Genomic DNA, 15,288 nt, shown 5'->3' with positions numbered 1-15,288 from the left:
CAGGCTACTATCATCTTAAACGAAATTAATTAGAACAGTCTCCATTTTAGTACTAATATCCATGCTAAATTGGTTAGAATATTACAAAAGTATTTGAATATTATAACAAAGTTAAAATCGAAGCTGAAAGTTTTAATGTTTTTATAAATGATCGGAAAATTTGATATTGTCACAAAATAAGATATAAAGTGGTATTACTCTTATTACTCGTGCATTAAGGGCTAAATGATTATATGTTATCAACAAATTTATTTACTGGCTACTAAATAGTATAGCAATATTCAGATATGTGATTTCTAAATTTTGCTGTAAATTAATATGAGTTTTATATCATAACCGAAAGATCTTCAGATTGTCATATGGATTTACTATAATGGTTAAATAAACGATAGAGGTAATATGAATTGACATTATTTGGATGGAAATTATAAAATTAACAAAATCCCTAAGGATAAGATTAGGGATAATAATACTGCTGATGCGAATGCCAATAATAATGAGGCCAACATCGATAATACTGCCGATGACAGTGGAAGTCCTATAAAGGACGACTCTCTTGAAAATTTAGACCCATCTTTACGCAATTCGATCGATGACATTACTGCTATCTTAAACGCCAAGATCAGAAACTCTGATATCTCTACAAAACACAAAGAGTCGATTGAAACTCAAATAGAGGTATTGGCAAATTTAATTAAATCAATACCGTCCAATGTTAGCAATACTTCTATTAAAGATAGTTCTACTAATTCTAACAATGATGACCAAAAAACCGTCACTTCCTTTGAACAGAAAACCGAGATAAACCCACATTATTCAGATAGTTCTACTAATTCTAACAATGATGACCAAAAAACCGTCACTTCCTTTGAACAGAAAACCGAGATAAACCCACAGTATGCTGATGCCTACAACAACAAAGGCCTATCTTTGTATTATTTAGGAGATAACCAAGAAGCCATAGCCTGCTACGACAAAGCCATCGAAATAAACCCCGAATATGATCTTGCATTTTACAACAAAGGTATAGCCTTGTCCGTTACTGGAAATAACCAAGAAGCCATAGCCTGCTACGACAAAGCCATCGAAATAAACCCACAGTATGCTGATGCCTACAACAACAAAGGCCTATCTTTGTATTATTTAGGAGATAACCAAGAAGCCATAGCCTGCTACGACAAAGCCATCGAAATAAACCCCGAATATGATCTTGCATTTTACAACAAAGGTATAGCCTTGTCCGTTACTGGAAATAACCAAGAAGCCATAGCCTGCTACGACAAAGCCATCGAAATAAACCCACAGTATGCTGATGCCTACAACAACAAAGGCCTATCTTTGTATTATTTAGGAGATAACCAAGAAGCCATAGCCTGCTACGACAAAGCCATCGAAATAAACCCACAGTATGCTGATGCCTACAACAACAAAGGCTTGTCTTTATATTACATTGGAAGTCAGGATGCCATAGCCTGCTACGACAAAGCCATCGAGATAAACCCCAAATATGATCTCGCATTTTGCAACAAAGGTTTAGTTTTGGCAGTTACTGGAAATAACCAAGAAGCCATAGCCTGCTACGACAAAGCCATCGAAATAAACCCACAGTATGCTGATGCCTACAACAACAAAGGCCTATCTTTGTATTATTTAGGAGATAACCAAGAAGCCATAGCCTGCTACGACAAAGCCATCGAAATAAACCCCTACTATGCAGATGCATTTTATAATAAAGGAATGGCCCTTTCAGCTACATCCAAATTTACAGAAGCCATCACATCCTTTGATAAGGCCATCGAAATAAACCCCTACTATGCAGATGCATTTTATAATAAAGGAATGGCCCTTTCAGCTACATCCAAATTTACAGAAGCCATCACATCCTTTGATAAGGCCATCGAAATAAACCCCTACTATGCAGATGCATTTTATAATAAAGGAATGGCCCTTTCAGCTACATCCAAATTTACAGAAGCCATCACATCCTTTGATAAGGCCATCGAAATAAACCCCTACTATGCAGATGCATTTTATAATAAAGGAATGGCCCTTTCAGCTACATCCAAATTTACAGAAGCCATCTTTTCATACGAAAAAACTCTGGAAATTGATTCTGATAACGTAAAAGCACTAAATGGAAAGTCATGGATTCTCGCAAATCAATTCCCGACGCGCATTAACGAAGCACTGGAAACAATAAAGCGCGCATTAGGTATCGATCCAACGGATATTGATATTCTATATACATATGGATTCATAATGGAGCACTTGGGATCGTACAAAGAATCAGTCTCAATTTACAACCACATATTAAAACAAGATCCATTGATACCCGAGGTCTGGTATAGATGTTTTGTATCTAAAACAAAATCAAATGATGACGAATTACCTGATTCTGTATTTTATTTGAACCAGGCAATTGATCTAAACCCCGATTACGCAGTTATGTCAAAGACTGAAGGACAAAAGAAAATATCGAGGAATGAAGCACACTATTCTATTCCCCTTATGTAATCACATTGTGGGGTAATCACCAACAGGATGGTGATTTTCATTAGAGATCAATTGCATTGGTGTTATTAGATAAACAATAATCTTGTTTGGTTATGCAGTCCAAAAGTGAATGAATTTTTGCACTCATTTTTGCCGTTAGATTTTCCTTTGACAATGTTGTATTCTTTCAAAAATAAAACAAATCGTTCCTATGAAAAATAATTATTAATATATTCTGCTACTATGCTTGGATCTTAACAGAATGTATTTCATAACATGCTCATTAATTTTCAACTACAACGTATCAAATTTTACTGAAAAGAACAAAAATTAATAACATGAAACGTATTTGATATTAATTGAGTATTATTGGATTTTGATAATAAAGATTTCGCAAATAATCACTGTAAACACATAAGGGAATTGGATCCACTAATCCGGTTTGTAGGCATAGCAAATGGGATGGGTACTTTGGTGGGAACCTCCTACCGAGAACAATTGAATCCACTTATGGATGACGATGAAACAAAGCTCTATGCAATGCAAGCAGTATTTAGAGCAGAAATTCGTGAAGATTTTCAGAAAAATCTAGGTGCTCTTAATTACTCAGTGGGCAAGTATGACAAACTAATACGCGCTACAATACCATTAAAGAGTGTAAGTGAAAGCAAATACTATATCTTGATCTCATTTGACGTTGAGGCTAATTCAATATTCATTATTGAAAATAAAGTTCTCAAGTACATTAAACTACTGGCACAGGAATAACTGATTATTCAACGCATGGCCATTAACTTTGACTGGTTTGAAAGGCGATTTTATCTTTCATGATCAAATAAATCTAATCTAAGTTGTAATTATTCGATTTTTATATACGTAAAATTACCAATTGTTATAAGGGTTGGTGTAGTAATTATATGTATGAGACAAAAATTTTCAGCGGGAAGTAAATGTGAATGTATGTGCCATGGGAAAGCGGGTATTACAGAATATTGTGGTTATTGTTCTTCTTCACATCGTAGAATGAATACGAATCAAAGACCTAGAAGGTAGCTATATTCTTTTTAAGGAGATGACTTCTTGAAAAGTTGCAAACCTAAATGACCATTTTGTTATCGGTTTAATATAATTGGGTGTCTTTTTTCAAGATAATCGATTACCTTAATATAAATATCTAGAAATTAGTTAAGAAATTGATATAAAAATTCTATATTTTAATAGGTATAAGATGAAGTCCAAACCATTAATCATTAATCATTAATCATTAATCCAATAACTTTGAAATGAAGATTCCTTGTTCGCTCCTTCGCGATAAGTTTTTTTGAAAGAACATGGTTAATCACTAGTAAGTCGTAGGTTATTGCTATTTGGTCATTTATGTTTCCTTCCAGTGCTTTTCCAAATCTCCGAGTCTATTCATAGCATCAAGATTATTCTGTAAATCACAGAATACTGGCTCATTTCGGATTTTCACGAAAACTTCAATAACTTGATCATTGGTAACGCCATGTTTGATGTCATAATGGATATTTCTAATTATATTTGATAATTTGCCATATTTTTTGTGTTTCCTTATCTCCCATTTTGATGCATCCTCAGGGAGTCCTTTAACATATTTTATAACTGTTTTTTCCATATTTTCAATATGCCAACTTTTTAGGGGAAAATTATTTTGGGTCAAAAAATCATCCATTATACTATATGTAAAGAGGTATATAATGTTGACAAATGATTTCCGTTTCTTGTTAATAAAGAAGGTCATTGTACTGGTTTGTGTGAATTTTTGCCATAATATTATCTCCCCATAAAGACAAGCTTTCTCTAATGGGCACGTGATGATCCTAAAGTGAAACAAATTGGTTAGATCAATAAATTCTAATCATTGTACTATATTGTATGTGCGTTTAGTAAATGGTGCCTCTAGAATCACTCTTCTCATTCTAATATCACCAAGTTGCAGGGTTACGATGTTGAAGGAAAATGTATTAGTTTTTACCTGTGATGAACCTCTTACAGTTAGTATGATTCGGGTTACCAAATGAGAGACTAAATTGCTATAAATGGGTAATCTGTTATTCCCCAATAATCTTAACTAGGACCCTTTTCTTTCTTTTTCCATCAAATTCCCCATAAAAGATTTGTTCCCAGGGACCAAAGTCTAATTTGCCCTTGGTAATTGCCACTACTGCCTCCCTTCCCATGATTTGTCGCTTTAAGTGGGCATCAGCATTTTCTTCGCCAGTATCATTATGTCTATACTGACTAATAGGTTCATGTGGTGCTAATTTTTCTAACCATTCATGAAAATCACGATGTAATCCTTCTTCATCATCGTTGATAAAAATGCTAGCTGATATATGCATTGAATTAATTAAACATAAACCTTCTTTGATTCCGCTTACATTTAAGATCTTTTCCACATCCATGGTTATATTGATTAGTTGGAACCTTGATTTGGTATTAAATGTTAGATATTCAGTAGTCGATTTCATTTATGTAGAAACAATTTATCAATATAATAATCTAATCATCTTGAATTTCTTTCTTAGCCAATATACAAAAAGATATCCTGGGCTAAAATCCAAAAAATCTAAAAACATTGAAAAAAAGTAAAACCCTCAAGGGGTTATGTTATATTAGTTGGTGCTGTTTTGGAGAGCAGTTGTAGATGCTAATGGATTTTCGCTTTCAGCTGCACCTAATGGAGCTCCATTGGTTGCTTCTAATGGGGAAAAGCATTCACCATTTTGTTGTGCATTGAAATTAAGACTGTTACCAGTTAAAGCGTTAAATTCTGGTGCTATAGATTGTGCGTCTGAACCACTTGCTTGGTCTTGTGATGGACCTTGTTCTGCTGAACTAGTTGCTTTTTGTCCTAGTGCACTATTGCCAGAACAGAATTCTAATTCTTCTTGAGCAACAGTTGCTGATACATGTGGAATGTATATTCCAACAATTCCTGCTACGAGTAAGGCTGAAACTATTCCTGTTAATATTTTGTTCATCAGGCTAAAAACTCTTCTATCATATTTACCCATTTTTTAACAATGTTTGGATGAATTACCTTGATCAATCACAGATGATAATTTTAGTAATTTAATATAGTTTATTTTGTTCTTTAAAACTGCTTTGTTGCATAATTCCTTATTCTCCGGTTATCATCATGATCATCATGTTATATTCTTCTAAAAATGTTATACAATGATACTTTTATCATGATCTCCTTTACCATGTTTTGAAACCTGTTTGCTGATGTGTATTCACCAAACATTCTCTTTATAGCTGAGAACACAGTTTCAGATATCCATCTCTGTCCGTATTTTCTTTTTGTCTTCCATTTCAACAGATCCTTTGCTTGTAACTTTACTTCGTTGTTCCTTAACCTATTGTTTTTAGGAGAAACAATAGAGTTCCTTCTTACCTTTATACCTGGATTGATCTTTTTGTCCTCAAGATACACAAAGTTTGGATTTGAATCATAGGCTCCATCAGCTAGTACCGATTTTATCTTTACAGTGTTTGGTTCTCTCGAATCCAAAACATGATTGACTAGTTTCTTTAGCATTTTCCCATCATGTACCTTCTCATCTGTCACTTCCAAAGCAATGATTTTCCTGGTCTTTATGTCTACAGCAACGTGGATCTTGAGATATCCTTTTCTATTTTGTGTATTCCATTTCTCATCCATCCACTGACCTCTGGTAGTAATCTTGATACCTGTACTGTCTATTGATATTATTAGGTCATCATCGTCATCCATCTTGTCTCTTTTAATATCGATGTTTAGCTTGTTGATTCGTTTACAGATGTGACCATAACTTGGTGGATTAGCAGGTAACCTTTTTCCTGTGGCCTTAATTATACCTTGGGTTTGTCTGTATGGTAGGTGAAATAAATAGCGAATGTAACCAATGGCCAAGATGAAAGAATCTGGAAATACAAATGGTTTACCCTTTTTGTTTATATTCATATTCTCTATCTCTGAACCCCAACCATCAAGGAAATCATACGAGAAGAGGATCTCACCGCGTTGAACTAATGAGCGATTGTAAGAGGGCCAGTCTATCACAAATAATCAATCTGTTCATTCCAGCTAAATATGTTGAGTTAGGCGACAAAGCACTTTAAAACTTGATAATTATACCTTAATCGGTCAATTACCACGCTTTTTTTGTTTTATCTTAGATATTTACCTTCACATTACATGTCCTGTCATGCTATAACAATATTTAAAAGTGTTACCGTTTTAATATAGACTCTAATTCTATTTTCTCTCAAAAGGAATCATTCTTTGAATACTTAGGGTAAGAATGAAATCATTAAAGTAAAATGTCATTGAATTTATGGATTAGTTTGTATTTATTTAGATCAAAGATTAGACGCTTTAAATGCTGTTCCTAAAAGAGTAATTTAGGTAAAGTGTTATCACCTTGGGTTTTTATAACATTGACGTATAATTACATATATTCACAAATTACTAACATAGCATTAGAATTGGCCAGTTAAATCGACTTTTTTTACTACCGATTCTTGCTTCATCTATGTTTAGAGTATCATTATTAAAACAAATCCCGAAATGATTGTAAGAGAAGACCCATCTGCTATTACAGAATTTTTATACAAATTTCAGTATCGCGTAAAGTATATTACTCCAGTTGATACCTCTTGTAGAAGAGTAATTCTACTATTTGTGTTTTATGAATAACTTTATCTATTTTAGCAAGAATGATTACTTGAGATGGGGAAATAGTTTTAATTTGTATTATAATGTAAACCCCTCCTAATTTGTAGGATCAAATAATTTATTACCTAAACAGTAGTTTGTAGGAATTAAATCATGATCGGTTTGAAACCTCCAATTTCTCCATTTACCATCGAATATCTATCAAGATCTATCAGGACCGGTGAGTTACTTCCTTCAGAATTGACAGGATTGTGCTTAGATCGAATAAAAAGATTCAATCATGTATTAAATTCGTTTATAACTATTCGAAAAGAAGAAGAAATTTTCGAATTTGCTGAAAAATGCGATAAACAAGTAAAACAAAATGATATTTTGGATCCTTTGCATGGAATTCCTTACTCTATTAAGGACATGATTCATGTAATGGGACTCAAATTTACTGCAGGCTCAAAATTTTATTCTAATTATGTTTCCAATACTACCGCCTCAATTGTAAAAATCTTGAATAAAAAAGGGGCAATTCTTATCGGGACAAACAATCTAAATGAATTTGCATCAGGAATTACAGGCAAAAATCCTGTCTTCGGAGACTCAAAAAATCCCTGGGACTTATCGAGAATCTCTGGAGGTTCTAGTGGTGGATCCTCTGTTGCCGTTGCTTCTGGTATGGTAGTATTTTCTTTAGGAACAGATACAGGTGGGTCTGTAAGAGTTCCAACTTCTCTATGTGGTTTAGTGGGTGTCAAGCCTACTTTCGGCTTGATAAGTGCATCGGGAGTTTTCCCACTGTCACCATCATTAGATCATATCGGGTGGCTGACAAGGAGTGTGTGGGATGCGAATTTGATATTTAAAAGTCTATGTGATCATAAAAACTGCAAAAAGTTAAAAAAAAACACAATTTTTACCGACAAACCTTTGAGGACTTCAAAAATAGTAATAGGAATTCCAAACGGATATTTTCTCAAAATCATAGATTCTCGAATTCAAAAAATGTTTACTGATTTCATAAATATTGTTTCACAGTCTCCAATATTGGTAAAAAATTTTGAGACGAAGTATACAAATAACTTTTTCTCAAGTTGGAAGAAGGTTAGATTGTATGAAGCTTCAATCATTCATGCTGGTAGACTTGAATCAAATACAGGACAATTTGGGACCGATGTTTTGAAAATGCTCATCGAAGGAACTAATACTAGTATTGATGAGTATATCCGAGCCAAAAAACAAATAAAAAAAATCAAACATGAATTTATGAACATCTTTAGTAGTGGAATTAAGGCTATTCTATTACCCACTACTGTCATCCCGGCGCCAGAGCTACGAAAAGTCGATGTAAAAGTTAATGATCTACTCCTAAATGTTAGAAAAACATTACTAAGGAATACCATATTGTTCAATAGTATCGGGCTTCCTGCAATTACAATCCCACTGGGATTTGTTACTGAAAAAGCCAATATACTTCCTGTAGGTCTACAGATAATTGGTCCCCAGTATGGAGATTATATAGTTTTGCTTGTCGCAAAAAAGATGGAAGAACTCGTTGGATCAAATATTAAATTGAATCCAGGAATTAAGAAAGATGTCCACTTTAGTTCTTATTGATTGTCCATTAAAAAATCAAAGTCTTGTTTGTTAAATTTTGCATACAATGATTAAATTTACATAGATATGAAGAAGTCTTATGAGCCTACAAGATTATCCAACAATTGTATATTGTTATTGAAACATATGTTAATGATAATTGAAAATCAAAATTTAAAGTATAGCCAATTCAATTAGAAAGTGATTGATGTAATGGATAAAAAACTACTATTAGAAGAAATGAATGCAAGCGAGGTTAATAACGTCGTCAACAAAAATTCAATAGCTTTGATTATTCTTGGTTCATGTGAAAATCACGGAACCCATCTTCCTTTTGGTTCTGACTTTATCTTTCCAATGAATCTTGCCAAAATCATATTAGAAAAAATTGACAACAACAATCCTTCTTCAGATAATAACTGTTTCATATTACCTGTCCTGCCTTACGGAGTTAGTATACATCACAATGATTTTCAAATGACAATGAGCCTAAAATTTTCGACTATGATTTCTGTAATCGAAGATGTGTTAGATAGTTTGGCAAAAAATGAAATCAAAAAAGTACTTGTAATAAATGGTCATGACGGTAATATTGCACCAATTGAAGTAGCTTCGCGAAATTTAAAAGACAAGTATCCTGATATGGTTATTGCTTGTCTTGAATCATGGTGGGTACTAGTTGGACAAAAAAACACCACTATTTTCAATGTGTGGAAAGGGTTAGGTCACGGTGGAGAAGCAGAAACTTCTGCTATGATGGCAGTAAGACCTGATTTAGTTGACCTAAAGTCGGCGCCAGATAAGATTATTCCAAACCTTCCTGGAGATGATATCCGGCTTTACTGGAAATTTAGTGAGTTAACTACGACCGGAGCGACTGGTGCTCCCAAGGAGGCATCAATTCAAAAGGGACAGGAAATTATAGATATTCTTGCAAGAGTTGTTTTAGATTTCATACACAAGATGAATGCCAGTAAATGGAAATATGGGGTAGCAACAAGCAATTTCAAGTAAATTTCTTAATACCCCTGTTGAAATCCAATTTTTTATGAATTTTGATATTTTCTTTCATGCCATCATCATCATTAATTATCATCCTGTTCTCCGTGCCGATCATCATTTCAGAAGGTATATGCATCAATCAATCAATCAATCAATCAATGGTTAAATTTGTCTGGATGGTATTCAAGTAGCAACCCACAGGGATCTGTGCTGCTTTCCAAACCTTGGTATTCTAGGATAGTTTCTGTGCCAATTCTGAGACTCTCTTTCCTAGTGCTCGTGCTACCTTGGTATCTGCCTCCGTAATTTCCTTATTTGACATGGGCCCGACAATTCTACTAGGACCATAGGGACTTCCACTCTGAGTTAATTCGGGAACGGCATAAGGGACACCTAAAATTATCATTCCATGGTGAAGCATGGGAAACATCATTGAAATAGCAGTTGTTTCTTGACCGCCATGGACGGAAGCCGCTCCGGTGAACACCGCACCTAACTTGTCAATAAGGGATCCCTTCATCCATAATTCGCTAGTGCGATCCCAGAGGGCTTTCATGGGTGCAGCCATATTGCCAAACCTTGTAGGTGATCCAAAGATAATTGCATCATAATTAGGCATTTCCTTTACTAAATCTTCTATCTTACTGGTTGGATACCTATTAGTCAAGTCTTCAACAGTTTTTGACCACTCGGGGTTTTCCGAAATTACTTCAGCAGGAACGTCATCCGCAATTCTTCGAAGTGTTACACTTGTATTTGGAACTTCTTTTGCTCCATATGCAATTTCCTCGGCCATCTTAGCAGTGTTTCCGTATCTTGAATAAAAAAGAATAAGAATTTTTGATATTTTTTCAGACACAATTAATTAGTTTTTACTAAAATATATAAATCACGTATACGACAAGAAATGTTACAATTTTTCATTTCATCGACATAAGCGATTGCTAATAAAAGGGGTAATGGGTAGTGCCTGCACTCACCCATACCTGCACTAACCCTAATTCTATAGGTTGAGGGAAGTTAAATTCTGTGAACTAGATATTCTCAAAACTAGATAAAACTTAATATTCGTAATTCCTAATACCGAGTAATACTTGGGAATATTAGGTTTCTTAATAGGTTTAGTGATATCCACTTTTCTAATTTATGTCGTTACAAAGCTGATGGGCGAAAAGGAGGGGTTTAAAACTGCCTTCTTTGCTGCTCTTTTAGGCTCAATTATGTTTGGTATTGTTACTTATGTATTTGGATATGGCTTTATTGCAGCCGCTATAGGGGGTATTATTTGGTTAATATCACTCAAGTGGCTTTATAATACGGGATGGCTCAAGGCTATTTTGATTGCTGTTGTTATCTGGATAGTAGTATCAATAGTTGGTATCTTTTTGCCAACATTTCCAAATCCGTTTTAATTTTTCCAAATCTTTTCAAATTTTAGAACTTTAACATTAGTATATTTTTATGATTTTATTCAATTTCACCGGGATCATCATGAATCTTCTTTGGTCATATTAGAACCAACCAAGTGACTTATCATATTTTTACGATATATTGCAATAACATGCTTTTCTACATTTGAACATGTCTAGGAGCTGAATCAAAGGAGTAATCAACCAGTGTATTTAACGCCTCTGATCCTAAATCTTGTTTTGAGAATCGATTAATAGGAATCGTCAGTTTGTTAGACTCCAAATTACCCTAACTGATGAATGCAATCTCAAATATATCATTTAAGTTACTAGCTATGGATGATTGACTTGCAATTTGTCTTTTTCTATTATCCCCAAATATTACTATTTCTTGATTATTTTGGTACAGTAGCATTTGCAATTACAGGAGCATTCAAAGCAATTGAACAAAAAGCCGACATCGTAGGAGTAGTTATTCTTTCTAGTGTTACTGGACTAGCAGGTGGATTGATACGAGATGTCATTTTTAGAGAATATCCTCCCGCTGCATTGACAGATCCGATGTACTTAATTCTAACCATAGTTACGGGCTTTTCTATTTTTTTTCTATATCCTCGGTTGAAAAAACACTGGAATATTTTTCTAAAATGTGATGCAATAGGATTGGGAGTTTTCACGGTAATTGGAGCAAGCATTGCTTATTCTATCTTTGGTCCAAATTTTCTTCTAGTTTCTGTTGGAGGTTTGATAACAGCTACAGGAGGAGGAATCCTAAGAGACGTCCTAGTAAATGAAATACCATTAGTATTTGTCAGAGAACTATATGCAACAGCTAGTTTCGTAGGAGTAGTTGTTTTTTTTGTATTGATAATCTCGACCGATCCAGTAGTGGCAGCAATCAGTGGAATTATTTCGGCCACAGGCATCAGGTTATTGGCCATAAAATACGCATGGAATTTGCCAAAGGTTAAAATTTGACCCTAAAACACATCGATTGCATTCTATTTTGTCATTTTCAAGTTGTTTCGACATATTTATCTTGTAATCAGGAGAGTGAGAATTCGTTTCAGCAAGGGCTCCAGATTTGACAACTAGGCACCATTTGATGGACCTCCGCCTACCAAAATATCAATATGAGTTTTACGGAAAACCAAAATTTTATAGCCCAAGACATTAGCAAAGTTTAATTCCAATAATCATTAAAAGTACGATATAAATTGCAGTACATGAATAGGAGATGCTTGGATATCAATTGATTTCTAATAATGTTCCTTTAAAAAAAAACAATATAACAAAAAGTAATGAAAAACCCTCTAATACTATAGTCACTGTTAATCCTGCTACTGAAGAAATAATTAAAGAATATAGACTAATTTCAAAGGAAGAAATTACAACTTTAGCAAATAAATCTAAAAAAGCTTTCAAAGAATGGAAAAAGGATTACCGAAAAAGATCGGGTTTTCTTTATGCTTTTGCGAATGAATTTAAGAAGGAGAAGGAAAGACTAGCTCGAATCGCTACTTCAGAGATGGGAAAAACAGTTAAAGAAGCCAGATCCGAAATAGACAAGTGCATCTGGGCTGTAGAATATTTTGCAGATAACGGTGGAGTGTTTTTGCACGATGAGGTTATCAATACGGATGCAAGGAAATCTATCGTCACATTTGAACCGTTAGGAGTAATCGCAAGTCTGATGCCCTGGAATTTTCCCTACTGGCAAGCCCTAAGGTTTGCTGCACCGTCACTGATAGCCGGTAATACCATTATCTTGAAACCATCCAGTGTTACTATGCAATGTGGTCTAGAAATCGAGAGGATTTTTGAAAAAATTGGTTTACCCGACAATGTTTTTAAGACAGTTATTGCTTCATCGGTCGAAGCAGAATACTTAATCGACTCTGATGATGTTAGTGCAGTTACTTTTACTGGCAGTGTACCTGTGGGTGCAAAGGTTGCCAAGCATGCAACAGCTCAATTGAAAAAAATAGTATTAGAGTTAGGAGGTAGCGACCCATTTATCGTTTGTGAGGACGCAGATATTGATAAAGCATCAAGTGGAGCTGTAAAAGGACGTTTCATAAACTGTGGACAAAGTTGTATAGCATCTAAACGCTTTATTGTCGTCAAAAACGTAGCTTCTCAATTTATTGAAAAATTTGCTGAAAAGACAGAAAAGTTAAGAATTGGAGATCCACTTTCAGAGGAAACAGATATAGGACCATTGGTAAACTCTTCTGCACTAGAAAATATTGACGAAATGGTAAAGAGATCTTTGAAAGAAGGTGCAGAATTGGTAACGGGTGGACAGCGATTAGGTAAGAAAAATGATGGCAATGAAAAAGGGTATTTCTACAAACCAACCATTTTAAAAAATGTTACTCCTAAAATGGAGGTAGCTCGAGAAGAAACATTTGGTCCGATTGCCCCCGTGATAGTAGTTGAAGATGAACAAGAAGCATTGGAAATAGCAAATGATACACAATTTGGTCTTGGTGCAAGCATTTGGACCCAAAATCTGGGTAAAGCCGAGAAATATTCAAAATTATTGCAGGCTGGAATTGTCACAGTCAATAATGTAGTTGTATCAGATCCAAGGGTTCCATTTGGAGGAATCAAAAATAGTGGATTTGGGAGGGAATTATCAAAGCATGGGATGTTTGAATTCGTAAACATCAAGTCTATAAGGTTCTATGATCAGCTGATACATCATCACTACGTTGAATAAGAGAAGACAAGAATAGATTAATTTTAAACCATTTTTATTTTTTTTGTTCGATTGATTGATGCAGAAAGAGTTGGATGTTTATTTTTGTGGTCCTTAAAAAGAAAGTAGTATATAAACAACCAATGTTATAGTCGACAAAGAGCAAGCCAGTCGACCATATCCCCCCACCTATATGAATTTGTCTTGTTCTAGACGTACAACCTGAAATAGTGGTATTTATTACTATATATAAGTAACATTGTCTGATATATTTCCTTATCCAAAATCTCGAGATTACCCAAATTTGGATCTAAGGTGATGTTTTAATATATTGCATCGGACTTTGTTTTATTGAATGATATTCATTATTGTCTTGAAATTTGGGGAACGGATTATGAAAAAATTAAGCAAACATGCTTGTTAGCTGAAGAGCTTGGATATTACGGTTTTTATTATGGTGAATCGTTAACCGAAATTGACCTTGACTGTTGGACTGTTCTCTCCGCATTAATCCCAATTACTAATAAAATTAAACTCGGTCCAGTTATAACTTATATACTTCCGGAATATAGAAGCTTGGCTTTACTTGTAAAGCAATCAATTACCTTTCAAGATCTTTCAAATGGACGGCTTGAATTTAGAACAGGTGCTGGTGCAAGCCTCCAATATTCTCTCCAGTGGTGGTATCCTTTTGGAATAAACTATCCAACTGCAACTCAGCGTGTGGATTTATTCAACGAAGGCATTCAATTACTATCAAAATTCCTGGAAAACTATGATATAGACTACGGTCAATCTGGGCGCACTGTGGCTACTAATTTTGAGGGTCTATATTATAAAATACATGGGGCTTCATTTGTTAAACCTAAAAATAGAATTCCTATAACAGTAGCTGCCAAACAAGAAAGAATGATGAAAATTGCTGCAACCTATGCAGATGTATGGGAATGTTCCTATCTGACGCCAAACGAATATTTTACTTTAAACGAAAGATTTGAAAAATTATTAGAATCCCAAAGTAAGAAAGAAGATAAAGACCAACAAAATAGAAAGGTAAAGAGATCGATTGAATTAGATGTACTTATTGCTAGTACCGAGCAAGAACTCGATTACAAAAAAAAGGTATTTGCTATGGAGAGGGGACCAGGTGTTTACGATCAAATATTAAAGAAAGGTCTTGTGGGAAATCCTGCTGAAGTATGCGCAAGGATACGAGAATATGTGGACCTGGGTATCACCCAGTTCTTTCTCACATTCCAGGATCCATTTGATCTAAAATCCATAGAATTATTTATGGATACTGTCAAAAGTTGAAAATCCTTGCTTATTGATCTTTGGAGATCTATCCTTCTGAGAATATCAAAGTTGAAGTGGGTTTGCATATTTCTTACTTTTTTGAATCTGTGTTTTCA

General features: G+C 34.5%; 13 protein-coding genes. 8 read left to right on the top strand and 5 right to left on the bottom strand.

Annotated elements, in window-relative coordinates:
• Positions 1-414: 414 nt before the first annotated feature.
• Together NMY3_RS14365 and NMY3_RS14360 are read left to right on the top strand one after the other, a co-directional pair.
• On the top strand, positions 415-2,514 hold the full coding sequence (locus NMY3_RS14365; RefSeq protein ID WP_196816501.1) for a tetratricopeptide repeat protein: 2,100 nt from the start codon (positions 415-417) through the stop codon (positions 2,512-2,514).
• 348 nt (positions 2,515-2,862) lie between these two features.
• Positions 2,863-3,261, top strand: coding sequence for a hypothetical protein (locus tag NMY3_RS14360; protein WP_196816500.1), 399 nt, complete (start codon positions 2,863-2,865; stop codon positions 3,259-3,261).
• A 607-nt stretch (positions 3,262-3,868) separates the two neighbouring features.
• Here the strand turns inward: NMY3_RS14360 and NMY3_RS14355 are convergent.
• From NMY3_RS14355 to NMY3_RS14340, 4 genes are all read right to left on the bottom strand, one after another.
• Positions 3,869-4,174, bottom strand: a complete 306-nt coding sequence (locus tag NMY3_RS14355; protein WP_196816499.1) for a hypothetical protein — start codon at positions 4,172-4,174, stop codon at positions 3,869-3,871.
• A 391-nt stretch (positions 4,175-4,565) separates the two neighbouring features.
• Positions 4,566-4,985, bottom strand: a complete 420-nt coding sequence (locus tag NMY3_RS14350) for a secondary thiamine-phosphate synthase enzyme YjbQ (protein WP_196816498.1) — start codon at positions 4,983-4,985, stop codon at positions 4,566-4,568.
• A 144-nt stretch (positions 4,986-5,129) separates the two neighbouring features.
• The gene (locus tag NMY3_RS14345; RefSeq protein WP_196816497.1) at positions 5,130-5,498 is read right to left on the bottom strand and encodes a hypothetical protein; all 369 of its coding nucleotides are present in this window, start codon (positions 5,496-5,498) and stop codon (positions 5,130-5,132) included.
• 170 nt (positions 5,499-5,668) lie between these two features.
• Entirely contained in the window at positions 5,669-6,562 is an 894-nt protein-coding gene (locus NMY3_RS14340; protein WP_196815565.1) for an IS5-like element ISThar1 family transposase, read from the bottom strand.
• 768 nt (positions 6,563-7,330) lie between these two features.
• Between NMY3_RS14340 and NMY3_RS14335 the strand changes: the two genes are divergently transcribed.
• Both NMY3_RS14335 and NMY3_RS14330 read left to right on the top strand, forming a co-directional pair.
• Positions 7,331-8,782, top strand: a complete 1,452-nt coding sequence (locus tag NMY3_RS14335; RefSeq protein WP_196816496.1) for an amidase — start codon at positions 7,331-7,333, stop codon at positions 8,780-8,782.
• 192 nt (positions 8,783-8,974) lie between these two features.
• Complete coding sequence (locus NMY3_RS14330; protein WP_196816495.1) at positions 8,975-9,775, top strand: creatininase family protein; 801 nt, start codon at positions 8,975-8,977, stop codon at positions 9,773-9,775.
• Positions 9,776-9,995: 220 nt separating this feature from the next.
• Here the strand turns inward: NMY3_RS14330 and wrbA are convergent, their stop codons facing one another.
• Complete coding sequence (gene wrbA / locus NMY3_RS14325; RefSeq protein WP_196816494.1) at positions 9,996-10,622, bottom strand: NAD(P)H:quinone oxidoreductase; 627 nt, start codon at positions 10,620-10,622, stop codon at positions 9,996-9,998.
• 304 nt (positions 10,623-10,926) lie between these two features.
• Between wrbA and NMY3_RS14320 the strand changes: the two genes are divergently transcribed.
• From NMY3_RS14320 to NMY3_RS14305, 4 genes are all read left to right on the top strand, one after another.
• Positions 10,927-11,175, top strand: a complete 249-nt coding sequence (locus NMY3_RS14320) for a hypothetical protein (RefSeq protein ID WP_231100111.1) — start codon at positions 10,927-10,929, stop codon at positions 11,173-11,175.
• A 336-nt stretch (positions 11,176-11,511) separates the two neighbouring features.
• Positions 11,512-12,150, top strand: coding sequence for a trimeric intracellular cation channel family protein (locus NMY3_RS14315; RefSeq protein WP_196816492.1), 639 nt, complete (start codon positions 11,512-11,514; stop codon positions 12,148-12,150).
• A 274-nt stretch (positions 12,151-12,424) separates the two neighbouring features.
• Positions 12,425-13,897, top strand: coding sequence for an NAD-dependent succinate-semialdehyde dehydrogenase (locus tag NMY3_RS14310; RefSeq protein WP_196816491.1), 1,473 nt, complete (start codon positions 12,425-12,427; stop codon positions 13,895-13,897).
• 330 nt (positions 13,898-14,227) lie between these two features.
• The gene (locus NMY3_RS14305) at positions 14,228-15,190 is read left to right on the top strand and encodes an LLM class flavin-dependent oxidoreductase (protein WP_196816490.1); all 963 of its coding nucleotides are present in this window, start codon (positions 14,228-14,230) and stop codon (positions 15,188-15,190) included.
• Positions 15,191-15,288 lie beyond the last annotated feature (98 nt).

It is taken from the genome of Candidatus Nitrosocosmicus oleophilus (genome assembly GCF_000802205.1).
Taxonomy (GTDB): domain Archaea; phylum Thermoproteota; class Nitrososphaeria; order Nitrososphaerales; family Nitrososphaeraceae; genus Nitrosocosmicus; species Nitrosocosmicus oleophilus.
This window is presented reverse-complemented; position numbering and strand designations above follow the sequence as displayed.

Coding starts and splice junctions, on each gene's coding strand:
- NMY3_RS14350 (WP_196816498.1), bottom strand. CDS start 4,985: ATGAAATCGACTACTGAATATCTAACATTTAATACCAAATCAAGGTTC.
- NMY3_RS14345 (WP_196816497.1), bottom strand. CDS start 5,498: ATGAACAAAATATTAACAGGAATAGTTTCAGCCTTACTCGTAGCAGGA.
- NMY3_RS14335 (WP_196816496.1), top strand. CDS start 7,331: ATGATCGGTTTGAAACCTCCAATTTCTCCATTTACCATCGAATATCTA.
- NMY3_RS14330 (WP_196816495.1), top strand. CDS start 8,975: ATGGATAAAAAACTACTATTAGAAGAAATGAATGCAAGCGAGGTTAAT.
- NMY3_RS14320 (WP_231100111.1), top strand. CDS start 10,927: ATGGGCGAAAAGGAGGGGTTTAAAACTGCCTTCTTTGCTGCTCTTTTA.
- NMY3_RS14315 (WP_196816492.1), top strand. CDS start 11,512: ATGATTGACTTGCAATTTGTCTTTTTCTATTATCCCCAAATATTACTA.